This is a genomic window from Methylobacterium sp. J-001 (genome assembly GCF_022829565.1).
Lineage (GTDB): Bacteria > Pseudomonadota > Alphaproteobacteria > Rhizobiales > Beijerinckiaceae > Methylobacterium.
This window is the reverse complement of record NZ_JAKSYN010000210.1, coordinates 17,758-42,206: the sequence shown is the minus strand read 5'-3', so window position 1 is coordinate 42,206 and position 24,449 is coordinate 17,758. Positions and strand designations below refer to the sequence as shown.

Genomic DNA, 24,449 nt, shown 5'->3' with positions numbered 1-24,449 from the left:
GCGACACGCAGCTCGGCCGGACTTGTTTCGCCGAGCGGAACCGCAGGCTGACCGCATGGAAACCCGCGCGAACTACGCCCTCATCGGGGCCTTCACCCTCGCCGTCATCCTGGCGGGCTTCGGCACCGTGCTGTGGCTCTCCGGCGGCTCGTCACGGCAGGTGAGCCAGATCGTCCGCATCGTGTTCTCCGGCTCGGTCGGCGGGCTCTCCCGCGGCTCGAGCGTGAACTTCAACGGCATCAAGGTCGGCGAGGTGACGGATATCCGCCTCGCCCCGCAGGATCCGCGCCGGGTGCTGGCCCAGATCAAGGTCGATCCCTCGACGCCGCTCCGGGCCGACACCCGGGCCCGCCTCGATTCGGCGATGCTGACCGGCGTCTCGGTGATCTCCCTGTCGGGCGGCAACGCCGACGCGCCGGTGCTCGCGCCGATGGCCAATGGCGAGCCGCCGACGATCTTCGCCGATTCCTCCGACATGCAGGACATGATGGCGCTGGCCCGCCAGGTGGCTCAGCGGGCCGACGACATGCTGGCCCGCCTCGACCGGATCGTGGCCGGCAACGAGGGCGCGATCAACCGGGCCCTCACCAATGTCGAGACGTTCTCGAAGACGCTGGCCGATGCCGGCCCGAACATCGCGACCCTGGTCAAGGCGGTGGACGGGGTGAAGCTCGGCCACGTGATCGACAATGCCGACCGCTTCTCCGCGGCCCTGTCCAAGTCGAGCCCCGACATCGAGGGGGCGGTCCACGACGCCCGCTCGCTCGCGGCCAAGCTCAACGCCTCGGCCGACAAGATCGACTCGGTGCTGAACGGAGCCCAGGGCTTCCTCGGCTCCGCCGCGGGCCAGGAGGGCTCCAGCACGTTCACCGAGATCCGTGCGGCCGCGGTCTCGGTGCGCGACGCCGGCAAGGCCTTTCGCGTCATGTCGGAGAACCTCGACAAGCGCACCGCCAGCATCTCGGCCAATTTCGGCCGCCTGAGCGGTACAGGCCGCCGGGAGGTGGAGGCGCTGTCGGGGGACGGCCAGCGCACGCTGAACACCCTGAACCGGACCGTGCGCAGCCTGGAACGCGATCCGAGCCAGGTGATCTTCGGCGGCAAGCCGTCGTTGCCCGAATACAACGGCGGCCGGTGAAATCACTGGCCACCGGATCGATGTGTCCCGGCGCACGGCACGGATACAGGCGAGGGATAGTTTCTGCGGCATAGCTTATTCAGCTCTGCCGCGTGTCGGCGGGGTTTCTCAGGTTGTGCGTATGGCCCGCTCGTCCCACCTCCTCGCCGCCGCGCTGCTCGCCGCCCTCCTGGGTGGCTGCGGCGGTGGCGCCACGCCCCTGACCTTCGATCTCGCGGCTCTGCCCCCGGTTGGGCGCCCGGTCGCGGCCGGCCGCTCGATCGCAGTCTCGGAGCCGGTGGGCATCCAGCCGTTCGAAGCCGACCGGATCATCGTGCGCGAATCCGGCGGCGCCCTCGCCTTCCTGGGCGGCGGCCAGTGGGCCGACCGGCTGCCGCGGCTGATCCAGACCCGGCTCCTCCAGAGCCTGGAGAATTCCGGTCGGCTCCGGTCGGTGAGCCGCCCCGGCGACAAGGTCGTGGCCGATTACCAGCTGATCAGCGAGATCCGCGCCTTCGACATCCAGGCGACGACCGGGGAGGCGGTGGTCGACCTGTCGCTGAAGCTCGTGGCCGACGGCACCGGCAAGGTCACCGCCGCCCGGATCTTCACCGCCCGCGTGCCGGTGGCGAAGATCGACGCCGGCAACGGCGCCCAAGCCCTCGACCGGGCGCTGACCATCGTGCTGGCCGACGTGGTCCGCTGGGTGAATACCGGGCGCTGAGCGCGCCGGGTCTCGGACGGGATCCGCGCCGTCCGGGGGCCGAAGGTCCGTGCGGATCGGATCGGGGCTTTTCGCGCCGCCGGTCGTTCTCGCAGCGAGCCGGTCACAGGGCTGCTTTCGATCGTATCCATGCGGAGTCGATAGAAATTGACGGTTGCAGCCTGCAGCAATTGCAGCCATAGCGCAGCCGCGATGCAGACCATCTTTTCGACGGACGAGGTTCGACCGAAAGATCGATTTCGCCATTGGCGGGATGTCTGCGAAGACCGCCTCGTCCCGATGGAGCAGGACTGCCTGGGCGAGGGGCAATTTGACGCCACGATCGACGGTGCAAGTATCGGCGGTCTGGACTTCACGAAGTTCGCGTTGCGCAATCTCAGGGCCTCGACGACGCCCCGAACGCTCCGGCACGAAAATCACAAGACCGATCACCTCTTCATGAGCATGGTCCTGTCCGGGACCGTCCGCGCAGACCAGAACGATCGATCCAGCACGGACACAAACGGCGACTTTGCGATCCGCGACACGAATACGCCGTGGACGATCGAGCACAGCGGGTACAGCGAGGTGCTGGCCATCGCGATCCCGCGGGAGCGGCTGGAGGGGGTGCTGGGGTCGGCCCGGATCTTCGCCGGCTTGACCGTCGAGGGCCATCTGCCGGTGGCGACCCTGGCCCGCTCGTTCCTGTCCAACCTGCTGCGCGAGGAGGATCGGCTGCCGCCGCATGTGGCCGAGCGCATGGCCGGGGTGGGGATCGATCTCGTCGTCGCCAGCCTCGCCGAGCGCCTCGCACGGGAGGTGCCCCGGCCCGTTCACGGCAGCGTCGTGATCCAGCGCGCCAAGGCCTATGTCGAGGCCAACCTTCACGACCAGGCGCTGGATCCGCGCCACCTCGCGGCCGCGACCGGGGTGTCGTTGCGGCGGCTCCAGGAACTGTTCCACGAGCGCGGCCAGCACATTTCCGACTGGATCTGGCAGCGCCGGTTGGAAGCTGCGGCCAACCGCCTGACCGATCCCGGATACCTCCACATGCCGCTCGGCACCCTGGCCTATGGCTGCGGCTTCGCCAGCCAGGCTCACTTCTCCCGCCGCTTCAAGGAGCGCTACGGCCTGAGCCCGCGCGACTATCGCCACCGCGCGCTGTCGCACGCCGTCGCCTGCTGAGGAGACGGCCGTCTCGTCCCGCGCCCCGGTCGGACCCGGTGTGCACGGTCAGCAAGAAGACAGATTTGCGGGCGACATGATGCCCGCGCCGGACGAGGCGACGCGCTTGCGTCCCCGCCGCCTCACTCCATCACGGCCGCCTTCATGATCACAACCATGGTGGCCCGGGCCGGGCCTTCGGTGCAGCGCACGAGGTGGGGGCGGTCGCAGCGATAGCGCAGGGTCTCGCCCGCCCGGGCCCGCTGCACGCTGCCGCCGATCTCGACCTCGAACGCGCCCTCGGCGACCGAAAGCGACTCCACCGAGCCGCGCTGATGCGGGTCCGAATCGAGGACGCCGCCGAGATCGGCCGTGACCTCGTACCATTGCAGCCACTCGATCGTCTTGATCCAGCCGATGATCGCCAGCCGGACCTTGCCGTCCTCCGAGACCAGGATCGGGGTGTCCGCCCGGGAGGTTTTCTCGATGAACGGTTCCTCGTCGCCCGCCGCCAGGACCCGGTCGATCGAGACGTCGAGCGCCTGGGACAGCCGCCAGATCGTCGCCAGCGTCGGGTTGGTCTCGTTGCGCTCGATCTGGCTGATGATCGACTTCGCCACGCCCGATTGCTCGGCGAGCTCTGACAGGGAGAGATTGTAGGCCTTGCGCAGGCGCTGGATCGTCTTGCCGAGCTGGCCGGAGAGCACCTGCGCCCCGGTCAGCAGGTCGCGTCCGCGCGCCCGGTCGGGCCGTTCCGCCTGATCCTGCATCGTCACCGGTCCACCTAGGCCGTTCCGTTATCCGAACGATCGTGCGCTTCTTCAAACGCAATCGCCGGCCGGACGCAAGGCGCGCGTGCCCCGGACGCTAGTGCCAGATCGCGTGAAAGTGGTGGACCGGGCCGTGGCCGGAGCCGATCGCGAGCCGATCCGCCGCGTTGAGCGCCGCCGTGAGGTAATCCTTGGCGGCGGCCACCGCCTCCGGCACCGTCAGGCCTCGGGCGAGCCCGGCCGTGATCGCGGAGGACAGAGTGCAGCCGGTGCCATGCGTGTTGCGGGTGGCGACGCGCGGGGCCGCGAAGGTCTGCGCGTGACCCGCGGCAGTCACGAGGTGGTCGACACTTAGGGCGCCGGTCCCGTGGCCGCCCTTGATCAGCACGGCCCGGGCGCCGAGCGCCACCAGCCGCCGGGCCTGGGCGGCCGCTCCCGCCTCATCCTCGGCCACGGCCTCGCCGAGCAGCACCGCCGCCTCCGGCAGGTTGGGGGTGATCAGGTCGGCGCGCCCGAGCAGCCTGTCCCGGAGCGCCGCCACGGCATCCTCCGAGATCAGGCGGTCGCCGCTGGTGGCGACCATCACGGGGTCGAGGACCACCGGGATCGTCTTCGCCTGCCGTGCCAGCCCGTCGGCGACCGCTTCGATCACCGCGATCTGCGACAGCATGCCGATCTTCACGGCGTCGACCGCGAGGTCGGAGAAGACGCTGTCGATCTGCCGGGCGACAAACGCCGCCGGCACGTCGTGGATGCCCTGGACGCCGCGGGTGTTCTGGGCGGTGAGCGCCGTGATTACGCTGGCGCCGTAGACGCCCAAGGCCGAGAAGGTCTTGAGGTCGGCCTGGATGCCGGCGCCGCCGCCGGAATCCGAGCCCGCGATGGTGACCGCGATCGGGCTGGCACCGCTCATCGGGCGGCGCCCCGCGCCGTCAGCGCGGCGTCGATCGCCGCGCGCAGCTCCCGGGCACGCTGGCGTACCGGCTCGGTCCCGAAAAGGGCGGTGATCACCGCGACGCCGTCTGCTCCCGCGGCGATCACCGGGGCGGCGTTGTGCAGGCCGATCCCCGCGATGGCGCCGATCGGCAGGCCCGCACCCCGGGCGAGCCGCGCGCGGAAGGCGATGCGCGAGAAACCGTCGAGGCCGACCGGCGGGTCGGGATTGTCCTTGCTGGTGGTGGCGAACACGCCGCCGATGCAGGCGTAATCGACCGGGAGCCGGTACAGCTCGTCGGCCTGGGCGGCGTTCTTCACGGTCAACCCGATGATCGCCCCCTCCCCCAGCAAGCGGCGCGCCTCGGCCGGGTGGAGGTCGCTCTGGCCGAGATGGACGCCGTCCGCCCCCGCGGCCAGGGCGAGATCGACCCGGTCGTTGACCAGGACCGGCACCCGCCCGCCGACGGCGGCCTGGATCGCCCGGATCCGCGCGAGCGCCGCGCGGGCATCCGGGATGTCCTTCTCGCGGTATTGGAGCAGGGTCGCGCCCCCCGTGACCGCGTCGGCGGCGAGGCGGGCCAGGTGGTCCCCGTCGCCGCCGCAGATCCCGACATCGAGGAGGCCGTAGAGCCGCAGGTCGACGGGCCGGCTCCCGGCCGTCGCGGAGGTCGCGCTCGCTGCCATCGTGGTCGCCTGCCCCTCGCCGGAATTGGCCCCGCGCCGGCACATCTCCGGCGGCCCTGTTTGGGCAGCGGTCGCCGGCTTGGCAACCCGTCCGGTCACACGGCCGCGTTGACGCGGGGCGATCCTGTCCCCCTATAGGGACGGATCCGGTCTGAACGAATCCCGCGCCCGGCGGGAGAGGGTTTCGAGGGGCGATGACGGTCGGCGCGGCGCAGACGGGTGCGGGCGGGGTACAGGCCCTGCCGGAGCGCTCCTCCGTGGGCCTCGTCGCGGTGATCGTCGCGGCGACCAAGGGGGAGCCGCGCGCCCTGACCATCCGGGTCCCGGACCAGGCGCCGGGCCGCGGCGATGGCCTGCCGGCCGGGCCGCTCGTGCCCGAGCACGCCACCCTGGAGCGCGGCCTGCGCGCCTGGGTCGAGCGGCAGACGCACCAGCGCCTCGGCTATGTCGAGCAGCTCTACACCTTCGGCGACCGCGACCGCTCCGGCGGGGACGAGGCGCCGGAGGCGCACGCGCTGTCGGTGGCCTATCTCGCCCTGGTCCGCGAGGAGCGCCCGGCCGGCCTCGCCGAGGCGGCGTGGCAGAACTGGTACCGCTACCTCCCGTACGAGGATTTCCGCAACGGTCGCCCGCCCCAGCTCGACGCGATCGAGGCGCGGCTCGCGGCCTGGGCCGCCGAGCCCGCGGATTGCGCGATCCGCACCCGCCGCCTCGACCGGCTCGGCCTCACCTTCGGGATGAACGGCGGCACCTGGAACGAGGAGCGCGTGCTCGAGCGCTACGAATTGCTGTTCGAGGCCGGCCTGATCCCGGAGGCGCGGGGCAATGCCGGCCCGGCGGTGCCGAACGATCCCACCGGCGTGCCCATGGCCTTCGACCACCGCCGGGTGCTGGCCACGGCGATCGGCCGCCTGCGCGGCAAGATCAAGTATCGCCCCGTGGTGTTCGAGCTGATGCCCCCGGCCTTCACCCTGCTCCAGCTCCAGCGCACCGTCGAGGCGCTCTCGGGCACGCAGCTGCACAAGCAGAACTTTCGCCGTCTCGTGGCCCAGCAGGGGCTGGTGGAGGAGACCGAGACCCTCACCCGCGGCACCGCCGGCCGCCCGGCCCGGCTGGTGCGCTTCCGGCGGGAGGTTCTGCTGGAGAGGCCGGCCCCCGGGCTGCGGCTGCCGTCGCGGCGGGTGGGGTAGTCGACCGCGCTTCCCCGTGCCCGCACGGATAGTCGCGGCGACGGGATGTTCGACCCGTAGCTGTCTCAGGCGAGCACCACGCTCTCCGGCGAGGGCCGCCCGGCCCGCCACAGCCAGACCGCCGTCAGCACCAGCAGGACCGTGGCGACGGCGCCGGTGCAGTCCAGCGCGTCCCAGCCGGCCCGGCGGCCGGGGCCGAGGATGCGGACCAGCACCGGGCCGAGGATCTGCCCGGCCGCGAAGGCGGCGGTCATGCGGGCGAGGAGCGGCGTCGGGTTGTCGGGCCGCGCCTCGCGGGCCAGCTGCAGCCCCGCCATGGTGGCGACCATGAACGTGCCGCCCACCAGGATCGCCGAGGCCGCGACCGCCCAGAGGGTGTGGGCGACCAGGGGCAGGCCGGTGCCGAGCGCCATGAGGCCCTGCGCCGCCGCCCAGAGCCGCCGGCGCGGCACCTGTGTGAGCCAGCGGGCCACGGCGGCGACCGACAGGGCGGCGGCCAGGCCGAACAGCGGCCAGGTCAGGCCGAACACTTTTGGGTCAGAGGCCAGTTCGCGGGCCATGGCGGGCAGAAACGTCGCCGGCACGATGTAGCCGAACCCGAAGATGCCGTAGCACAGGACCAGGGCCGTCTGGCCGTTCCGGGGGCGTCGGACGACGGCGGTGGCCTCGCGCTCCCCGATCCCGGCCGAGGCCGTGCCCTGCCCCCGCGACAGGAACCAGACCAGCAGCGCGCCGAGCCCCGCGACCAGGCCGAGATCGAGCCACAACCGGGCCGCCGGCTGGAGGCCGCCGAGCCAAGCCAGCATGCCGGCGAGCGCGATGCCTAAGCCGACGCCGGTGTAGATCCAGGCGCCGCGCTGCGCGACGCCACGCCGGGCCAGCTCGGCCAGGCACCAGCCGCTCGCGCAGACCAGGGCCCAGGCGCTGAACACCCCGGCCAGCGCCCGCAATCCGATCCCGGCACCGGCCGGCCCGTCATGATCGACCGCCGCCATCGCCACCGTCGTGAGCGCCACGCCGGCCAGGCTCATGAGGAGCCCCCGACGCGGATCGCGGGCGAACCACGACGCCGTCAGGGCGCCGACCAGATACCCGACATAGTTAGCCGAAGCCCATTCCGCCCCCGCGGCGGCCGTGAGAGTGCCGTCGCGCATCATCAGCGGCATCAGGGGCGTGAACGCGAACCGGCCGATCCCCATCGCCACCGCGAGGGCGACGAGGCCGCTGCCGACCACCGGCCAGGGCGTGCGTTCGGAATCGGTCGGGGCGTGCGGGCGCGTGCTCATGTCAGCACCCTTTGAACACCCGCCCGCCATTCTTGGAAAATGAATTTTTGTGACGTACGGTTCTCTCGATGAGAACGATGGATCTCGACGACCTCGACATCTTCCGCTGCGTGGTCCGGGAAGGCGGGGTCACGCGGGCGGCGGCGATGCTGCACCGGGTCCCGTCCAACGTGACGACCCGGATCAAGCAGTTCGAGGCGCGGCTGGGCGTGGCCCTGTTCCGCCGCGAGGGCCGTGGCCTGACCCTCACCGAGGCCGGGCGCACCCTCCTGGGCCATGCCGAGGCGCTGCTGCAGATGGCCGATCTGGCTGAGCAGGAGCTGCGCAGCGGCGTGGTCCGCGGCGTCCTGCGGCTGGGCTCGCTGGAGAGCGCGGCGGGCGCGCGGCTGCCGCCGATCCTGTCGGCCTTCCACGCGCAGTTCCCCGACGTCACGATCGAGCTGCAGACCGGCACGACCTGCGCCATGCTCCGGCAGCTGGAGCGCTTCGCGATCGAGGCGGCCTTCGTCTCCGAGCCGTTCGATCGCGCGAGCCTGTCGTCGATGCCGGCCTTCGACGAGGAGCTGGTTCTGATCACCGGCCGGAACGGGCTCGGGTCCGGCCGACGGACCCTGGTGGCGTTCCCGCACGGCTGCTCCTACCGCCAGCGCCTGATCGAGTGGCTGGCGGAAGAGGGCGCGTCCTACGACCGGGTTCTGGAGATGAGCTCGTATCACGCCATCGTGGCCTGCGTGGCAGCCGGCACCGGCATGGCCATCGTGCCGGCGGAGGTGCTCGATCACGCGGTGATGAGCACGGCGGTGGAGCGCCATCCGCTGCCGCCGCACCTGCGCCGCAACCGCACGCGCCTGGTCTGGTCGGGGGACGCCAGCCCAGCCCTGCGCGCCCTCATGGCGCTGCTGCCCGAAACGGCCGAGGCCGGGGACCGCGCGTCGGGCCAGTCCCGCCCCTACCCGTAGGTGTGGTCGTCGGCGGGGAACCGCCCGGCCCGCACCTCGTCCGCGTAGGCCTTCACGGCGTCCTCGATATGGCCCCGCAGCGACCCGAACTGGCGCACGAATTTCGGCGTCTTCTCAGAGAGGCCGAGCATGTCCTCCAGCACCAGGATCTGCCCGTCGCAGACCGCCGAGGCGCCGATGCCGATCGTTGCGGCGGTGACCTGGGGCGACGTCGCGATGGCCCGCGCCACCGGCTCGACGATGCCCTCCAGCACGATCGCGAAGGCGCCGGCCTCGGAGATCGCCCGCGCGTCCTCCAGGAGGCGGCGCTCGTCGTCCGGCGCCCGGCCCTGGACCTTGAACCCGCCCATCGTGTTCACCGCCTGCGGGGTGAGGCCGATATGGCCCATCACCGGCACGCCGCGCTGGACCAGGAAGGCCACGGTCTCGGCGAAATGGGCCCCGCCCTCCATCTTGATCGCCCCCGCCCCGGTCTCCTTGAGCACCCGGGAGGCGTTGAGGAAGGCCTGCTCCCGGCTCGCCTCGTAGGAGCCGAACGGCATGTCCACCACCACCAGTGCCTTCGCGGTGCCGCGGATCACCGCCTGCGCCTGCAGGATCATCATCTCCAGGGTCACGGGAATGGTCGATTCCATCCCGTGCATCACCATGCCGAGCGAATCGCCCACCAGGATGAAGTCGCAATAGGGATCGACGATGCCGGCGGTGTGGGCATGGTAGGCGGTGAGCGCGATGATCTTGCGCCCCTCGGCCTTGCGCTTGCCGATGTCGATGGCTCGGAGCCGGCGGGACTGCACGACCTGCGACATGGTTCAGACCTCTTTGGGCTCATCGGGGTCGGCGGATGGCGCCCGAAACACCACGGTTTTCCCTCCCCCCTCTGCGGGGGAGGGTGGGCCGGCCGTCAGGCCGGGTCGGGAGAGGGGAGCCCGGCTTCCGCATTGAGCAGAGCGGGCATGAAAGCCACAGCCGTATTCTGCACCGTCGCTCCCCTCTCCCGACCCGCTTCGCGGGCCACCCTCCCCCGCAAAGGGGGGAGGGAAACGCGCGTGCTTCACTCAGCCCATACAGGAGACGGGGCACGCCCCATCTCGTTCGGCGGCCCTCATACACCGCCCCGCTTCGCCGGTCAGCGTCCCGCCTGCGGCTCGCCCCCTGCCTTCCACGCCGGATCCTCGCGCAGGGCCGTGGTCTCGTGCGTCTCCTGCCAGCCCTCGACGCCCTCGGGGAACCAGCGGACGCCGGTATAGCCCTTGCGGACCAGACGCTTGGCCGCGTTCCAGCTGCCCCAGCACTCGACGTGGCAGAACACCACGACGGGCTTGGCCCGGTCGCCGCCGGTCAGCTCGGCGACCCGGGCGTAGAACAGGGCCTCACGCTCCGCCGCCAGGGGCTCGGCCCCGGCTTCCGGCAACCAGACCGAGCCGGGGATCGAAGGATGCACCGGCAGCCAGAGCCGGCCGGCGGGGAAGTTCGACGGCTTGCGGTCCGGTGCGGCCACATCGATCAGCACCGGCTTGTCCGGCCCGGCCATCAGGGCGGCGAGTTTTTCGGCGTCGATCACCGCGGCGCCTTTCAGCGTCTGCGGGGTGTAGCCCTTGGGCGGGCCGGCATAGAGCCCCTCCGGCTCGGGCACGTTGACGGGGGAATCGGCCGGGGCGGCGGCGAGGCAGCCGAGAGCGGCCAACGCCGCCGCGAGCCGCCCGATCAGGATCAGGCGCGCCATGGTCAGTTCGTCGGGCTCGGCGGGGTGAAGCTGTGCTGCCAGCTGCCGCCGGCATTGTCGCTCGCCGCGACCCGGAGCGGCTTGCCGTCCGGCTTGAAGGCGAAGTTGATCACCGGGTTCGACGCGATCGAGATGTCCCCCGTCATGGTGAAGACCGTCTTGTCGCCCGCCGAGACGGTGAGCTTGTCGATGTAGCGGGCCGGCGTGTAGTCGCGGGTGACCTGGTTCATCTGCATCCCGGAAAAGTTCGGGTGGCGGATCATCAGCGTCGCCTCCACGGGCTTGCCCGGGTGGGTCTCGGCGAACTTCATGCGCATGTCGCCCATGCCCTTCATGGCCTCCTCGTCGCTCATGCCCATCGGGGCCGAGCAGCCGCCGGACGCCTTCACGAACTGCTTGGCTTCGTAGAGCTTGCCGTCCTGGGTCTCCACCACCGCATGCATGTCGGTATAGTTGTTGACCCGCACCCGCAGCTTGAGCTCCGCCGGGTCGGCGGCCGGGCCGAACTCGAACCGGGCGGCGTAGGGCGCCGGGTTGTCGTCGATGATCAGCGAGACCGCCTTGATCTGCCCGTCCTCGGGCATCGTCAGGGTGATCGGCACCAGGGCGGCGTCGAGTGCCCGTGCCGGCGCGTCGATCTTCACCAGGCTGTCCGTCTTTTCGATGGTGCGGTCGCCGAAGATCGACTTGGCGATCTCCTGCCAGCGCGCGGTCCGCTCCTGTTCGGTGTCCGAAGCGCCGGCGGCCCGGGCGGGACCCGCCAGGGCGGTCGTGGCGAGGATGAGGGCGAGCGCTGCCGTCGGGGCAATCTTGAGCGTCATGGCGTTTCTCCCGTTTGATTTTAATATGGAGGCTCGAAAGTCTATTCCCACTCAAGTTCTTGATAGGCCACGGTGACATTGCGGCCGTTATAAGTGTCGAACAAAGCCCATCTGTCGCGCTGATCCTGGGCGACGCTGGCCACGGCCTTCTCGATCGGGACATCCTTGGCGATCGCCGCGCGGGTGCCGTCGCGCAAAGCCGTCAGGTAGCCGGAGAGGTCGGCGAGTGCCGGGGCGAGCTCGACCGCAACCGGCCCGTGGCCCGGCACCGCCCGTGTCGCCCCCATGGCCTTCAGCCGCTCGATCTCCTTCAGCCAGCCCCTGAGGCTGCCGTCCAGCGACGGGATCCGGTTCACGAACAGCAGGTCGGCGGGGAACAGCAGGCCGCTGCCGGAATCGCGCATCGACAGGTCGCAGCTGGTATGGGCCGGCCCGTGCGCCGTGAAGGTCAGGCGCCGGTCGCCGAGGTCGATCTCGGCGGTGTCGGCGACGCTCATCGTCGGATAGACCACCGGCCCGGTGCGGTCTTCGCCAAGCAGCTCGACGAGGCGCTTGCGGTAGAACTCCCCCCGGGCGCCCAACGCCTCCGCGAGCTTGGCGTGTCCGATGAAGACCGGCCTGTCCTGCACGAAGGCCCCGGCCCCGAAGACGTGGTCCGGGTGGACATGGGTCAGCACAACATGGGTGATCGGCTTCGCGGTACGCTTGGCGATCTCGGCCCTCAGCCATTGGCCGTCCGCAAGGCTGCCGCCGGTCTCGGTGACGAGCACGCCGTCCCGGCCGATGAGGAAGCCGATATTGGCGATGGCGTCGGCATTGTCGGCGGTGGCGTCGGCGATCAGTCCCTTGCGCACGAAGATGCCCGGGCCGACCTCTTCGAGCGTGAAGGATTCGGCGGCGCGGCCAAGGGTCGGCAGGCAGCACAGGCAGAGGCCGGCGAACAGGGCGTGACGCCGCGACAGGGTCCGGCCGGTGACGGCGGTTTCCCCTGGATGGACGGCGGATGCCGTCATGCCGGAACCTCCCTGTTGTGAGCCTCTCCCGAAACGACCGATGGCCGGGCGTTTTCCGCCGCGCACGAGACCGCAGCGGGCGGATTGGGAGGGCCTCTCATTGCCTACCATTAAGTAGGTAGATCTTTGGGCGGTCAAGTGGCATGTTGGGAAACGGGCGCCGGGCGGTCACACGTTCGCGCGATCCCAGAGAGATGATGTCCGAGCGATGCGAGACACCCGCGCCGAGCTGCTGAGTCAGGCCGAGACCCTGGTCCGGGGGCGCGGCTTTGCCGGGTTCAGCTACGCCGACCTCGCCGAGGCGGTGGGCATCCGCAAGGCGAGCATCCATCACCATTTCCCCACCAAGGTCGATCTCGGCGCCGCCCTGGTGGCGGCCTATGCCGACCGCTACGACACCGCCCTGGCGGCGATCCGCGCGGACGTGCCGGACGGCCCGGGGCGGATCGCGGCCTATGGACAGCTCTATCTCGGCGGCGTCGAGCAGGGGCTCGGCTGCCTGTGCGCGGCGCTCGCCATCGAAGGCGAGGCCCTGCCGGAGCGCCTGCGCGGCGACATCGCGACGTTCTTCGAAGGGCATCTCGCCTGGCTGGAGGCGGTGCTGCGCGCGGGCCAGGCCGACGGCAGCGTACGGTCCGGACCTGAACCCGCAGTGCTCGCCCGCTACGTCATCGCCACCCTGGAGGGGGCGCTGCTGATGGAGCGGTTGTTCGCGAGCCCAGCGGCCTTCGCGGATACGCTGGCCGTACTGGTCGAGGGGCTCAAGGCCTGAGGCGGAAACGGCCCTCTGCCCGGTGGCCGATCCGCGCGCCGAGGGGCGTCCCTTAACAGTTCGGTTGCGATCGGCTCGGGCACACTCGCGCCGATAAGCTCCTGATCCGTCGTGTTCCGGCACGGTCTGAAGGCAGTCCGCTTGATTTTGGTGCTGCCCGAGAAGGGTGGGGAGCGGACTCCAGCCTGTCGTCCCGAAGCGGACGTGCCGCTTCAAGCACATGTCAAGCATTCAAATATGTATCGGTACTGTCCAGTAGCGGTCATATGACGGCCGCCGCCCATAGATGGATCGGGATAGCTTCGCGATTGTCCGCTCCCGAGTGGCGATGGATCGAAGCGGACGTTGCCACCTGACGCGCACGACCCAGGAATACACCTGACCGACCTTCACGAATGCGTGTTCGAATTCATGGTTCTGCGAAGTCTCGAATAGCAGTCAGACTTGATCGATTGGACATTATTTCCCCAAGCGGCACCGCGACCTGTTTCAACAATCTCAGGTGTATTTCTCGCGACTTGCAATCATCGGTTGTTACGGCTAGAGGGCGTATTTGTCTGCCGACAAGTCGGTTGCTGACGTCGATGCGATGAAACCGGTATTTACGACTGACGGCCTGCATCCACGGGACAGCTTCCAGCGCTGGCATGACGTGCTCGACGCTCAGGAAGCAAACCTTGACCTGCAGCGAGTCGATGATGAACCGTTTATGGCCAGGGTGGAGAGCAGCACTGTTGGTGCTCTCAATATCTTGCGCATGTCGCAAAGTGCTCTACGCACCGAGTTCAGGAAGTTCGGAGCCTGGCGTCATGGCCGGGAAGGCATGGTCACGGCGGCGTTCAAGCTCTCGGGCACGTCGAGCAGCTTACAGGACGGTCGCGAAGCCGTGCTGAGTCCTGGCGATCTCTATATCCTGGATAAGCGGCCGGGTGTGCTAACCACGAGCGCAGGCTCACAAGCCATATCGATGGATATACCGCGGGAGTACTTAGAGCGTGTGCTCGGCCCGACACAGCTGTACACGGCCCTCCCAGCAAGGGCGGAGCTTGCATCAACCTCACTGGCACGAACATTTTTCCGAGAATTGATCCGCGTGGGCCCTGGGCTTTCACCCGCCAGTGCGGATCGCATGGCCTCGATCGGCGTCGATCTGATCGTGGCCAGCATCGCTGAGCAGATGGCCAAGGAGGTACCCAGGCCGCTGCACGGTACCGTCGTCGTCCAGCGCGCCAAAGCGTTCGTCGAGGCCAACCTCGCCGACCCGACCCTCGATCCGCCGAAACTCGCTGCGGCGGTGGGGGTGTCGCTACGTCGGCTTCAGGAGCTGTTCCAAGAGCGCGGCCAGCACATCTCCGACTGGATCTGGCAGCGCCGGCTCGAGGCCGCAGCCAAGCGCTTGGCTGATCCAGGCTACGTCCACTTGCCAATCGGCACCCTGGCTTACGGCTGCGGGTTCGCCAGCCAAGCCCACTTCTCCCGCCGGTTCAAAGCGTGTTTCGGCACAGCTCCCACCGAGTATCGCCACGCGGCCCTGGTGAGCGCCCGGTAGACGGCCACCTCGACGAGGCTTCGTACCAAACGCCCGGATCGGTAGTCCCCATTCCTTGCCCGGTCTTTCCCGTAAGGTCGCGATCCGCTCGGACGCGCTTCGATCTGGTTACGGTGGGGAGCGCGCGATCTCATCAGTGGCCGAGCCGATGCGCAACCGTGCTCGTAGTGCCGGATGACAGGCTACGTTTAGCAGGCCGCGCGTGCCCTTTGGATCCGTCTTCTGATGGCTGCTTTTGGGAAGCCCGGACAATCGTCGGTATGCTCGGCATCGGTCATGAGCGGGAGGGGGAACGACGTCCATTTCGACGCATGGCCGCTCGTAGGCAGACAGTCGAAAGACCACCTCCAGCGGTTGTAGGGCATCGTCCATCCAGCTGCCGAGAGGCGGATTTCCCGAGGGTCTGTGAGGGGGCGGAATCAGCCACCTCACGACCTGTCGATGGGCGTCAAGCCCCGATCCCACCACCCGTGCCGTACCGCGCGAACCCGTCCGCCCGCAGCCGGCAGGCCGGGCAGGTGCCGCAGCCATAGCCCCAGGCGTGGCGCGCCCCGCGCTCGCCGAGATAGCAGGTGTGGCTGTCCTCGACGATCAGCTCGACCAGCGGATGCCCTCCCAGGGTCTCGGCGAGACCCCAGGTCTGCGCCTTGTCGAGCCACATCAGCGGCGTGTGCAGCACGAACCGGCGCTCCATGCCGAGGTTCAGCGCGACCTGCAGCGCCTTGATCGTGTCGTCCCGGCAATCCGGATAGCCGGAATAGTCGGTCTCGCACATGCCGCCGACCACGTGGCGGATGCCGCGCCGATAGGCGAGCGCCGCCGCGAAGGTCAGGAAGACGAGGTTGCGGCCGGGCACGAAGGTGTTGGGCAGGCCCGATTCCGCGAAGCCGATCTCGGCATCCCGGGTCAGCGCCGTCTCGGAGATTTTGCCCAATGCGTCGAGCGCGACCGTGTGATCCTCACCGAGGCGCGTCGCCCAGGCCGGGTCGATGCGGCCCATGCCGGCGCGCAGGACCGCCCGGCGCTCGAGCTCGACCCGGTGGCGCTGGCCGTAATCGAACCCTAGGGTCTCGACATGGTCGAACCGGTCGAGCGCCCAGGCGAGGCAGGTGGCCGAATCCTGGCCGCCGGAGAACAGCACCAGCGCCGAGCGGTCGCCGATGATCGCGCCGCTGTCAGTCGCCATCGTACTCGGCCCAGGACATCGGCGTCTCCGCGACCCGCACCCGGGCGAGGCCCGGCAGGTCCGGCCGCAGGCGATGCCAGATCCAGGCCGCGATGTTCTCCGCGGTCGGGTTCTCCAGCCCCTCGATCTCGTTGAGGCAATGGTGGTCGAGCCGCGCCAGCAGCGGGCCGAAGATGCTCTCGATGTCGTAGAAGTCGATCACCCAGCCCGTATGCGGATCCACGGGCCCGGAGACGGTCAGCTCGACCCGGTAGGAATGCCCGTGCATCCGGTGGCAGCGATGCGTCGCGGGCACGTTCGGCAGCCGGTGGGCCGCCTCGAAGGTGAAGGCTTGGGTGATGTTCATCATGTTCGTCGCAGCGATCCCACCCGCGCCCTCATCCTGAGATTTCCGGCGATCGGAGATCGACGGGCCTCGAAGGAGCCCTCCAGGGACCGCCGCGAGTCCTGAAGCCCTCCTTCGAGGGCTCCGCTTCGCTGCGCCACCTCAGGATGAGGTGTTCTGGTGGGAGGGACGCGGGATCGACGGATCCGTTATCGGTTCGCCCGGATCATAGCACCGAAACGCGCCTCGTGCGCCTACCCGCCGCTCTTGCCCGAAACCCCCGCCTGCGCGAAGGTCGCCATGCCGGTGTGGCAGGAGAGCGCGCCCTTGAGCAGGCCGATCGCCATGCCGGCGCCCGAGCCCTCGCCGAGCCGCATCCCGAGCGCCAGCAGCGGCACCAGGCCGAGCCGCTCCAGGACCTCCGCGTGGACGCCCTCCGCGGAGACGTGGCCGGCCAAGCAATGGTCGAGCGCGCTCGGATCGGCGGCGTGGAGAAGCGCCGCCGCCGCGGTGGCGACGTAGCCGTCGATCACCACCGGGATGCGCTGCAGGCGCGCGGCCAGGATCGCCCCCGCCATGGCGGCGATCTCGCGGCCGCCGAGGCGGGCGAGCACCTGGAGCGGATCTCCGAGATGGCCGGCATGATGCGCGAGCGCCGCTTCCACGGCCGCCACCTTCCGGGCGAGGCCGTCCTGATCCACGCCGGTGCCGCGTCCGACCCAGTGGCCGGGCTCGCCGCCGAACAGGGCGGCATAGAGGGCGGCCGCCACGGTGGTGTTGCCGATGCCCATCTCGCCGATGCCGAGGCAATCGGTGCCGGCGGCCACCGCCTCCATGCCGAACGCCATGGTCGCCACGGTGGCGCGCTCGTCCAGCGCCGGGCCCTCGGTGATGTCGCCGGTCGGCATGTCGAGGGCGAGGTCGAACACCTTGAACCCGAGCCCGTAGGCCGCACAGATCTGGTTGATCGCCGCCCCGCCGGCGGCGAAATTGTCGAGCATCTGGCGGTTGACCGCGTCCGGGAAGGCCGAGACGCCCTTGCGCGTCACCCCGTGGCTGCCGGCGAAGACGCAGACCAGCGGCCGGTCGAGGCTCGGCGGCGCCTTGCCCTGCCAGGCCGCCAGCCAGGACACGAGGTCTTCCAGCCGTCCGAGCGATCCCGCCGGCTTGGTCAGGGTCGCGTCCCGGGCGGCCACCGCCTCCTGCGCCTCCCGGTCGGGGCCCGGCATCGCCTTGAGCAGGTTGCGGATATCGTCGAACGGGCTGGGATCTGTTTGAGCGGCGTCGGTCATGGCGGCGATGATTTCCTGTGGGCGCCCGCGAACGGGGAGACGAAGGCGTATCGGGGCGACTATAGTGATCCTGCCCCGCCCGATCGTTCGCGATCGGCTTGCCCCACCGGGGCGCGGAGGCGGGTGGTGGCGAGAGGCCGCGATGGACAGGCAGACCGGCGGGGAAGCCGATTGGCCCGGGCGCGGCGCCCTCTACGACCTCGCCGGGTGCCTGCGGTTCTACTCCCGCCTGCCCGTGCCGCAACTGCCCGGTGAGCCGGACCCGCACCGGGTCCCCGATTTCACCGCCCTCCCCCGGATGCTGCCGCTCGCCGGCCTGATCCTCGCTCTCCCCGCCGCCCTGACGCTGACGGTGGGCTGGTGGATCGGGCTCGGGCCGTTCCTGGCCGCGACCCTGGCGGTCGCCGTCATGGTCCTGGCCACGGGCGCGCTCCACGAGGACGGCCTGGCCGACGTCGCCGACGGCTTCGGCGGCGGTGCTACCCTCGAGCGCCGCCTCGAGATCATGCGCGACAGCCGGATCGGCGCCTATGGCGGGGCGGCCCTGGTCCTGGCGCTGGCGCTGCGCATCGGTGCGCTGGCGACCCTCCTCGACCGCACCGGCTACGCGGCCGCGACCGCGCTCATCCTGGTCGCCGCCCTGTCACGGCTGGCCGCGCTCGCCCCGATGGTGCTGCTGCCGCCGGCCCGGCCCGGCGGCCTCTCCGCCGCGGTCGGCCGCCCGGACCGGGCGAGTCTCTGGATCGCCCTCGGGATCGGTCTCGGGGTGGCGCTCGGCGGCGTGATCCTCGGCCTGCCGCTGCGCGGCGTCGCGCTGATGATCCTGTGCGCCGGCCTCGCGGCGCTCGCCCTCACCCGGCTCGCCCGGAACAAGATCGGCGGCCAGACCGGCGACGTGATCGGCGCCTGCCAGCAGGTGTCCGAGATCGCGGCGCTGCTGGCCCTGGTGGCGGCCCTGGCGGAGTGATGCGGCATTCCGGGCCTTGATCGGGCCACGATCCCTCGGCCAAGGATCGGCGATGTCGCCCGCGCCCAAACCCTCCTCCCCCTGCACCAAGGTCTGCGTGCTCGACGCCGCCAGCGGGCTCTGCCGCGGTTGCGGGCGCAGCCGCGACGAGATCGCCGCCTGGGGCGGGCTGCCGGAGGCGCGGCGCCGCGCCATCATGGCCGGGCTTCAGGACCGGATGCGCGCGGCCGGCTTCGCGCCCTTGGAGGAGCCGCTGCCGTTATGATCTATCTCGGGCTCGCCGCCATAGCGCTGGTCACGGCCGTGCTGGTCCTGAGTGACGGCAGCGACAGCGTCGGCGGCGTGATCGAGCCCGACCATCTCGCCGCCCTGGCCTCCACCGGCGGCATTCTGGCCCTGGTGGTGGCCGGTTACTGGCGGCAATTCAGGTCCGCACTCGGCCCGAACCTGCGCGCGCTCTTCGCCTGGGCGCTGATCGGGCTCGCCCTGGTGATCGGTTACAGCTATCGCGACCGGTTCCAGGGCGTCGGTGCCCGGGTACTCGGCGATCTGCGGCCCGGCTCGGCGGTGTCCGGCCCCGGCGGCTCCGTGACGATCACTCGCCGGGCGGACGGCGACTTTAGGGTCGAGGCCGAGGTCAACGGCCGGGTGCAGCCGTTCCTGTTCGATACCGGGGCGAGCAGCGTGGTGCTGACCGCCGAGAATGCGGCCGCTCTCGGCATCAATCCGGCGCCGGCCGACTTCACCGCCCGGGTCTCCACCGCCAACGGCCTCGCCTATGCCGCGCCGATCCAGCTGGATTCGCTGCGCATCGGCACGATCACCGAGCGGCGGGTGAACGCCATGGTGGCGCGGCCCGGCTCGCTCGCCGGCAACCTGCTGGGCCAGACCTTCCTGACGCGCCTGTCCGCCTACGAGGTCCGGGGCGACCGGCTGATCTTGAGCCCGCCTTGAGGCGCGCGCAGCTCACGCCGCCCGCGCCTCCGGCACCGCGCGCGAGACCGTGGCCACCGCGTCCCGCAGGGTCTGGAGGCCGGCCTCGGGCCGCATCCCGTGGGTCGAGAGATGGCGCCGGAAGGCGCGCGCGCCGGGTCGGCCGTTGAACAGCCCGAGCATGTGGCGGGTGATTGCGTGCAGGCGCTCGCCGCGCGCCAGGGCGGCGGCGACGTAAGGCTCGAACGCCTCCACGGCCGCGAAGGCGTCGGGCACCGGCGGGGCCACGCCGAACAGCTCCGGATCGACACCGAGCAGCAAAGCCGGCTCGGTATAGGCGGCGCGACCGACCATCACACCGTCGACCTCGGCCAGGCGCGCCTGCGCGGCCGCGAGATCACGTAATCCGCCATTCACCGCCACCGGCAGGGCGCCGAGCCGCTGCTTCAGCCGCGTGGCGCGGCCGTAATCGAGGGGCGGCACGTCACGGTTCTCCTTGGGCGACAGGCCCTGGAGCCAAGCCTTGCGGGCATGGACGATCAGCCCGTCCACCCCGGCGGCCACGACCGCGTCGGCAAGCGCGTCGAGGGCCGCCTCGGGATCCTGGTCGTCGACACCGATCCGGCACTTCACGGTCACCGGCACGGACACGGCGGCCTTGAGGGCGGCCACGCAATCACCGACCAGGGCGGGCTCGCGCATCAGGCAGGCGCCGAAGCGGCCGTCCTGCACCCGGTCGGAGGGGCATCCGACATTGAGATTGATCTCGGCGTAGCCGAAATCCGCGGCGATGCGCGCGGCCTGCGCCAGCTCGGCCGGGTCCGACCCGCCGAGCTGCACCGCCACCGGATGCTCCAGCGTCGAGAAACCGAGCAGCCGCTCGCGCGGCCCGTGCAGCACCGCGCCGGTGGTGACCATCTCGGTATAAAGCCGCGCCCGCGCCGACAGGGTGCGGTGGAAGGCGCGGCAATGCCGATCGGTCCAGTCCATCATCGGGGCGACGGAGAACCGCCAACCCGGAAGTGTGCCGCAAGTCTCAGCCGCCGTCACGTGTGCCAGATCCATGCTGACCCGTATCCCGCAGGCGCACCGCGCCTGGGGGCGCGGCCGATGTCATCCGGCGGTTCAGGGAGGAGGCTCTGTCGATACCATGGACGGGCGAGCTGCGAAAAGTGCGCGGATGTGGGACACCGCCCCGTGAGGCGTCTGGCGGTGTCCCCCGATGCAGGACGCGGGTGCGGTCCGCGATCAGAACACCGGCATCGCGCCGGCCACGGTGATCAGCGCGCCGGACGTGTAGCTGCTATCCTCGGAAGCCAGCATCACGTAGGCGGAGGCGAGCTCGGCCGGCTGGCCCGGGCGGCCGAACGGCACCTGGTCGCCGAAGGATTTGACCGAATCCTGGCTCATCCCGGACGGGATGAACGGGGTCCAGATCGGGCCGGGCAGCACGCCGTTCACCCGGATCCCCTTCTCAGCCAAGAGCTGCGAGAGGCTCAGCACCATGTTGCTGAGCGCGCCCTTGGTGGCGCTGTAGGCCATGAGGGACGGCATCGGATGCTTGGAATTCACCGAGGAGGTGAAGATCACCGAGGCGCCGGGCTTCAGATGGGCCAAGGCCGCCTTGGTCACGTAGAACGGGCCGAACACGTTGGTGCGGAAATGGTCCTCGAAGATGGTGTCTTCGACGGAGTCCAAGCCCTGGTTCGGCTGCTGGAACGCGCCGTTGTTCACCAGCACATCGAGGCGGCCGAAGGTCTCGACGGTGCGGGCGACGATCGAGCGGCCGTAGGCCGGGTCCTTGAGGTCGCCCGGCAGCAGCAGCGCGCGCCGGCCCGCCTTCTCGATCCAGCCGCTCACGGCCTCGGCATCCGCCTGCTCCTCGGGCAGGTACGAGATCGCGACGTCGGCGCCCTCGCGGGCGTAGGCGATCGCCACCGCACGGCCGATGCCGCTGTCGCCCCCGGTGATCAGGGCGACTTGGCCGGTGAGCTTGCCGGAGCCCTTGTAGCTGTTCTCGCCGTGATCGGGCTCGGGCGCCATCTGGCCGGTCTTGCCGGGAAAGCTCTGAGGCTGTGCCTCGAACGGCGGGCGCGGGTATTTGTGCAGCGGATCGGTGGTCATGCGGGGTCTCGCGTTGGGATACGCGTCCAACGGGGGGCCGCCCGGGGTGTTCCTGCGCCGTGCCGCCGCGCCGGGCGCATCCCCGCCTTCTTCTGCGGCGGTTTCGCGCCGGCACCACGACACAGGGTAGCAACAGGCGACCGCCAGTCTCCGGTTCGAGGGAGGCGCGCCATGGTCGAATTTCAACAGGAGGATCGGGTCGCGCGCCGCATCGATCGCGCGCTGCTCGGCGCCGCGCTGGTGTCACTCACCTGTGGCTTGGCCACAGGCTTGTGGGGCCTGCTCCAGTGAGCGTCCCGCCGCGCCGCGCGTGTTAGGCCGGACCGCCATGCGCCGGAGCGGCTTCGATCGCACCGCCCTCGTGCTGATCTGCGCGGGGCTGGTGCTCCTCGCGCTGGCGCAGCTGCTCGTGGGCTTCCCGTGAGGCCGCACGGTCCTCCGGCGAGGCCGGGATTGAAGCGGATACTGAACCGTGCCCTCGTGGCCGCGCTGCTCGTCGCGGCGGCCGCGTTCCTGTTCTACTTGGCCAGCCTCGCCCGCGCCGCCCTGTCGCCGAACGAGCCCTACGCGGCCAGCATCGGGCTGACCCTCGACCAATGCGTGACGGCCCAGGACGGCCTGGCGGAGACGGAGGCCCGCGCCTATTGCCGGCGGCCGGTGCCGAAGCGGCTCTGAAGAATGGAAAAGCCCGGGAGATGGCTCCTGGGGCGGCCTTCGACCGGGCCCAGCTTGATCGGGCGGGGAATGCCGCGGCCGAGGGATCGGCAAACGGACGGCGCGGGCGAACCCGCGCCGCATCGCCCCGCGGAATGCGCGAGGGCCGAACGATCGACGGTCCGTCGGTCCCCGAAGAGCCCACCAGCGATCGCGACGATCTCAGGCGAAGCCCTTGATGGCTCGCGCATCGCGCCAGCCGCTCGGACCGGAAAACCTGGATCGACCAGGCTTCCGCGAAGGCTCTAGCTGCCGAACTTGTAGTTCAAGCCGAAGCGGCCGAGCACGCCCTCGTTCCGGAAGCGGGCGGCGTAGGCGCCGACGCCCGGTCCGACCGCCACCAGCGAGACGGTGCGGCGGCCGAGATCGTAGTACAGCGCCTCGCCCTTCAGGGTCACCGCGTTGGAGTGGAAGACGTTGAACACGGATTCGGTGGGCAGCGCGAACTCGATGCCGCCGCCGGCCGCGTAGCCGGTCTCGACGCGCGAGCTGCTGCCGTAGAAGCTCGGCTGGGCGGCTGCCGTCTGGAAGACGCCGCGATACGTCTCGGCCCCATAGGCGAAGCCGCCGGTGGCGTAGACGAGGGTGCGGTCGAAGGCGTAGCCGACGCGCCCGCGCACGGTCCCGAGGGAGTCGCCCATCTGCCGGAAGGTGCTGATCCCGCCGAGGCGCCCGGTTGTGCTGCGGGTGCGGTTCAGGTCGGTATAGGCCAGATCGACCTCGGCGCCGGCGACGAAGCCCGAGCCCGGCGTGAACTGGAAATTGTAGCCGAGCTGGCCGCCGCCGGTGAATCCGTCCCGCGGCAGGCCCAGCGCGGCCGGACGGTTGCCGGCCCGGACGCCGGTGTTGCCCGGGAACACGCCGGCCGTCGTCACGCTGTCCTTGGTCGTGGTGATGTAACCGGCGTTGATGCCGAAATACGCCCCGGCCCAGGAGAAGACCGGAACGGGCGGCGGCGGGGGCGTATACGCGCGGCGGGGCAGATCTGCTGCGGCAGCGGCGGTGGTGAGCGCCGTAAAGGCTGTCAGGGACGCAATGATCTTACGCATGGAATGGTGGTCCAAGAAATGAATTCCTGGGCGTCGTATCGAAAGCTTAGCGCAGAGTCTGTGATATTAAGGCATCACTTGGTGATCTGGATAAGGTGATGAGTTGATGATGTCGTATCTGCAAAAGCTCGGTTCGAATATTTAATCGATCAAAATATCAGATCATCTTTATTTGACACCCCGGTATTTTGGGCGATCCGAAGGCTCGTCGCGGCTGGTCTTCGGCGGGAGAATTCGCGGCCTGCCGAGGCGGGGGGCGAAACCGGGACGATCGCGGCGCGCCATCCTCCCGCCGCGTCATCGGGCGCCGCGCAGCGATCCGGCGATCTCTCAACCCGGGAATCGTGCCGGCCACGGGCGCTGCGTGCGCGCCGGGACGGCGGGGGCTTCGCGCGGGAGCCCGGACGCCGTGGGAGCCGGTCCGGCCGGCTGGCTGGCTTCTAATGGTCGTGGTTGCAGCCGGGGCCGTGGACGTGCCCGGGATGCCCATGGTCGTGGCTCTTGCCATGGTCGTGGGCCTCGGCGTGGTCATGGCCGTGATCGGCGTGATCGTGACCATGGTCGTGCCCGTGCCCGTGATCCTGGTGCGCGTGCCCGTGATCATGCCCGTGATGGTCGTGGCTGTGGTCGTGCCCGCAGGTGCTGTGGTCGTTCGCCGCGCGCTCGGGCCGGAAGGGGCGCGAGACCGGGCTCGCCGTGCAGCCCTGCCCACGGATGAGCTCGGCATTGGCCGGCGAGGCCGGGACGTAGAGCACGTCGGCGGCGATCTCGGCGGGGACGTGATTGCCGCCGAGCTGCCAGGCCAGGCGGGTCAGCCGGGCCGGGTTCTCGGCGCGGATCTCCAGGAGGTCCTCCGGGGCGGCCCGTACCGCCACGAGGCGGCCGTCCTCCAGACGCAGGGCATCGCCATCCTCCAGCGCGGCGGCCTTGACGAGCGCCACATCGAACCCGAGGCCGCCCTCCGCCACCAGGGATCCGGAGGCCGCCGCCCGGGCGGCGTGATCGAGGCTCACCGTGTCGGCGACGCGGTCGGGGCGAACCGCGGCCCGGCGGACGATCGTGGTGGCTCTCGACATGGGACCCTCGGGGCTGGCGCCGCGGCGCCCCGGCCGGAGCGCCGCCTCTGGAGCGGTGGCATAGGGCGAGACGGGAAGCAGGTGCAACTCCGT

General features: G+C 70.4%; 26 protein-coding genes. 11 read left to right on the top strand and 15 right to left on the bottom strand.

Going from position 1 to position 24,449, the window contains the following annotated elements; translation table 11 throughout:
- Positions 1-55 precede the first annotated feature (55 nt).
- The 3 genes from MKK65_RS27595 to MKK65_RS27585 all read left to right on the top strand — a co-directional run bounded on the left by MKK65_RS27595 (position 56) and on the right by MKK65_RS27585 (position 3,005).
- On the top strand, positions 56-1,138 hold the full coding sequence (locus tag MKK65_RS27595; protein ID WP_058193735.1) for an MlaD family protein: 1,083 nt from the start codon (positions 56-58) through the stop codon (positions 1,136-1,138).
- A 121-nt stretch (positions 1,139-1,259) separates the two neighbouring features.
- Positions 1,260-1,841 (top strand): ABC-type transport auxiliary lipoprotein family protein, encoded by a 582-nt coding sequence (locus tag MKK65_RS27590; RefSeq protein ID WP_243961343.1) that lies wholly within the window; start codon positions 1,260-1,262, stop codon positions 1,839-1,841.
- Between the two features lie 192 nt (positions 1,842-2,033).
- Positions 2,034-3,005 carry a helix-turn-helix domain-containing protein gene (locus tag MKK65_RS27585; RefSeq protein WP_243961341.1) on the top strand — a complete coding sequence of 324 codons (972 nt, stop codon included), beginning with the start codon at positions 2,034-2,036 and terminating at the stop codon, positions 3,003-3,005.
- 122 nt (positions 3,006-3,127) lie between these two features.
- Here MKK65_RS27585 and MKK65_RS27580 read toward each other — a convergent pair whose 3' ends face one another.
- From MKK65_RS27580 to thiE, 3 genes are all read right to left on the bottom strand, one after another.
- Complete coding sequence (locus tag MKK65_RS27580; protein ID WP_243961410.1) at positions 3,128-3,754, bottom strand: helix-turn-helix domain-containing protein; 627 nt, start codon at positions 3,752-3,754, stop codon at positions 3,128-3,130.
- Positions 3,755-3,851: 97 nt separating this feature from the next.
- Entirely contained in the window at positions 3,852-4,667 is an 816-nt protein-coding gene (thiD, locus tag MKK65_RS27575) for a bifunctional hydroxymethylpyrimidine kinase/phosphomethylpyrimidine kinase (RefSeq protein WP_243961339.1), read from the bottom strand.
- Entirely contained in the window at positions 4,664-5,374 is a 711-nt protein-coding gene (gene thiE / locus MKK65_RS27570; protein WP_243961338.1) for a thiamine phosphate synthase, read from the bottom strand. The genes thiD and thiE overlap by 4 nt, the downstream gene beginning before the upstream one ends.
- Positions 5,375-5,568: 194 nt before the next feature.
- Between thiE and MKK65_RS27565 the strand changes: the two genes are divergently transcribed.
- Complete coding sequence (locus MKK65_RS27565; RefSeq protein ID WP_243961337.1) at positions 5,569-6,564, top strand: NUDIX hydrolase; 996 nt, start codon at positions 5,569-5,571, stop codon at positions 6,562-6,564.
- A 65-nt stretch (positions 6,565-6,629) separates the two neighbouring features.
- Here the strand turns inward: MKK65_RS27565 and MKK65_RS27560 are convergent, their stop codons facing one another.
- Positions 6,630-7,850 (bottom strand): YbfB/YjiJ family MFS transporter, encoded by a 1,221-nt coding sequence (locus MKK65_RS27560; protein ID WP_243961336.1) that lies wholly within the window; start codon positions 7,848-7,850, stop codon positions 6,630-6,632.
- 77 nt (positions 7,851-7,927) lie between these two features.
- Between MKK65_RS27560 and MKK65_RS27555 the strand changes: the two genes are divergently transcribed.
- The gene (locus MKK65_RS27555) at positions 7,928-8,809 is read left to right on the top strand and encodes a LysR family transcriptional regulator (RefSeq protein ID WP_243961335.1); all 882 of its coding nucleotides are present in this window, start codon (positions 7,928-7,930) and stop codon (positions 8,807-8,809) included.
- On the opposite strand, the gene panB is transcribed toward MKK65_RS27555, so the two are convergent.
- From panB to MKK65_RS27535, 4 genes are all read right to left on the bottom strand, one after another.
- On the bottom strand, positions 8,800-9,618 hold the full coding sequence (gene panB / locus MKK65_RS27550) for a 3-methyl-2-oxobutanoate hydroxymethyltransferase (RefSeq protein ID WP_243961334.1): 819 nt from the start codon (positions 9,616-9,618) through the stop codon (positions 8,800-8,802). The two genes, MKK65_RS27555 and panB, sit on opposite strands and share 10 nt — an antisense overlap.
- Positions 9,619-9,938: 320 nt before the next feature.
- Entirely contained in the window at positions 9,939-10,535 is a 597-nt protein-coding gene (locus MKK65_RS27545; protein WP_243961333.1) for a rhodanese-like domain-containing protein, read from the bottom strand.
- Between the two features lie 2 nt (positions 10,536-10,537).
- On the bottom strand, positions 10,538-11,356 hold the full coding sequence (locus MKK65_RS27540) for a quinoprotein dehydrogenase-associated SoxYZ-like carrier (RefSeq protein ID WP_243961332.1): 819 nt from the start codon (positions 11,354-11,356) through the stop codon (positions 10,538-10,540).
- 41 nt (positions 11,357-11,397) lie between these two features.
- Positions 11,398-12,369: a quinoprotein relay system zinc metallohydrolase 2 gene (locus MKK65_RS27535; protein WP_243961330.1), complete on the bottom strand. Its 972-nt coding sequence runs from the start codon at positions 12,367-12,369 to the stop codon at positions 11,398-11,400.
- Between the two features lie 208 nt (positions 12,370-12,577).
- Here MKK65_RS27535 and MKK65_RS27530 point away from each other — a divergent pair, with 208 nt between their 5' ends.
- Together MKK65_RS27530 and MKK65_RS27525 are read left to right on the top strand one after the other, a co-directional pair.
- Positions 12,578-13,141 carry a TetR/AcrR family transcriptional regulator gene (locus MKK65_RS27530; protein WP_243961328.1) on the top strand — a complete coding sequence of 188 codons (564 nt, stop codon included), beginning with the start codon at positions 12,578-12,580 and terminating at the stop codon, positions 13,139-13,141.
- A 589-nt stretch (positions 13,142-13,730) separates the two neighbouring features.
- On the top strand, positions 13,731-14,690 hold the full coding sequence (locus MKK65_RS27525; protein ID WP_243961409.1) for a helix-turn-helix domain-containing protein: 960 nt from the start codon (positions 13,731-13,733) through the stop codon (positions 14,688-14,690).
- A 448-nt stretch (positions 14,691-15,138) separates the two neighbouring features.
- On the opposite strand, the gene queC is transcribed toward MKK65_RS27525, so the two are convergent.
- From queC to cobT, 3 genes are all read right to left on the bottom strand, one after another.
- Positions 15,139-15,876, bottom strand: a complete 738-nt coding sequence (gene queC, locus MKK65_RS27520; RefSeq protein WP_243961326.1) for a 7-cyano-7-deazaguanine synthase QueC — start codon at positions 15,874-15,876, stop codon at positions 15,139-15,141.
- Entirely contained in the window at positions 15,866-16,222 is a 357-nt protein-coding gene (gene queD, locus MKK65_RS27515) for a 6-carboxytetrahydropterin synthase QueD (RefSeq protein ID WP_007560611.1), read from the bottom strand. The genes queC and queD overlap by 11 nt, the downstream gene beginning before the upstream one ends.
- 233 nt (positions 16,223-16,455) lie before the next feature.
- A complete protein-coding gene (gene cobT / locus MKK65_RS27510; protein ID WP_243961325.1) occupies positions 16,456-17,493 on the bottom strand; it encodes a nicotinate-nucleotide--dimethylbenzimidazole phosphoribosyltransferase in 1,038 nt (345 codons plus the stop codon).
- 142 nt (positions 17,494-17,635) lie between these two features.
- Between cobT and cobS the strand changes: the two genes are divergently transcribed.
- From cobS to MKK65_RS27495, 3 genes are read left to right on the top strand one after another with little or no spacing between them, the layout of a single operon-like run.
- Positions 17,636-18,460: an adenosylcobinamide-GDP ribazoletransferase gene (gene cobS, locus MKK65_RS27505; protein WP_243961324.1), complete on the top strand. Its 825-nt coding sequence runs from the start codon at positions 17,636-17,638 to the stop codon at positions 18,458-18,460.
- A gap of 52 nt (positions 18,461-18,512) precedes the next feature.
- Positions 18,513-18,725 carry a DUF1289 domain-containing protein gene (locus tag MKK65_RS27500; protein ID WP_243961323.1) on the top strand — a complete coding sequence of 71 codons (213 nt, stop codon included), beginning with the start codon at positions 18,513-18,515 and terminating at the stop codon, positions 18,723-18,725.
- Positions 18,722-19,414 (top strand): TIGR02281 family clan AA aspartic protease, encoded by a 693-nt coding sequence (locus MKK65_RS27495; protein WP_243961322.1) that lies wholly within the window; start codon positions 18,722-18,724, stop codon positions 19,412-19,414. The genes MKK65_RS27500 and MKK65_RS27495 overlap by 4 nt, the downstream gene beginning before the upstream one ends.
- Positions 19,415-19,426: 12 nt before the next feature.
- Here the strand turns inward: MKK65_RS27495 and dusA are convergent, their stop codons facing one another.
- Positions 19,427-20,458: a tRNA dihydrouridine(20/20a) synthase DusA gene (gene dusA / locus MKK65_RS27490; RefSeq protein ID WP_279597001.1), complete on the bottom strand. Its 1,032-nt coding sequence runs from the start codon at positions 20,456-20,458 to the stop codon at positions 19,427-19,429.
- Positions 20,459-20,641: 183 nt separating this feature from the next.
- Positions 20,642-21,517, bottom strand: a complete 876-nt coding sequence (locus MKK65_RS27485) for an SDR family oxidoreductase (protein ID WP_243961321.1) — start codon at positions 21,515-21,517, stop codon at positions 20,642-20,644.
- A 453-nt stretch (positions 21,518-21,970) separates the two neighbouring features.
- Between MKK65_RS27485 and MKK65_RS27480 the strand changes: the two genes are divergently transcribed.
- Positions 21,971-22,192, top strand: a complete 222-nt coding sequence (locus MKK65_RS27480) for a hypothetical protein (RefSeq protein WP_243961320.1) — start codon at positions 21,971-21,973, stop codon at positions 22,190-22,192.
- A gap of 284 nt (positions 22,193-22,476) precedes the next feature.
- Here the strand turns inward: MKK65_RS27480 and MKK65_RS27475 are convergent, their stop codons facing one another.
- A complete protein-coding gene (locus MKK65_RS27475; protein WP_243961318.1) occupies positions 22,477-23,280 on the bottom strand; it encodes an outer membrane protein in 804 nt (267 codons plus the stop codon).
- Positions 23,281-23,720: 440 nt separating this feature from the next.
- Positions 23,721-24,356, bottom strand: a complete 636-nt coding sequence (locus MKK65_RS27470; protein ID WP_243961316.1) for an urease accessory protein UreE — start codon at positions 24,354-24,356, stop codon at positions 23,721-23,723.
- Positions 24,357-24,449: the final 93 nt, after the last annotated feature.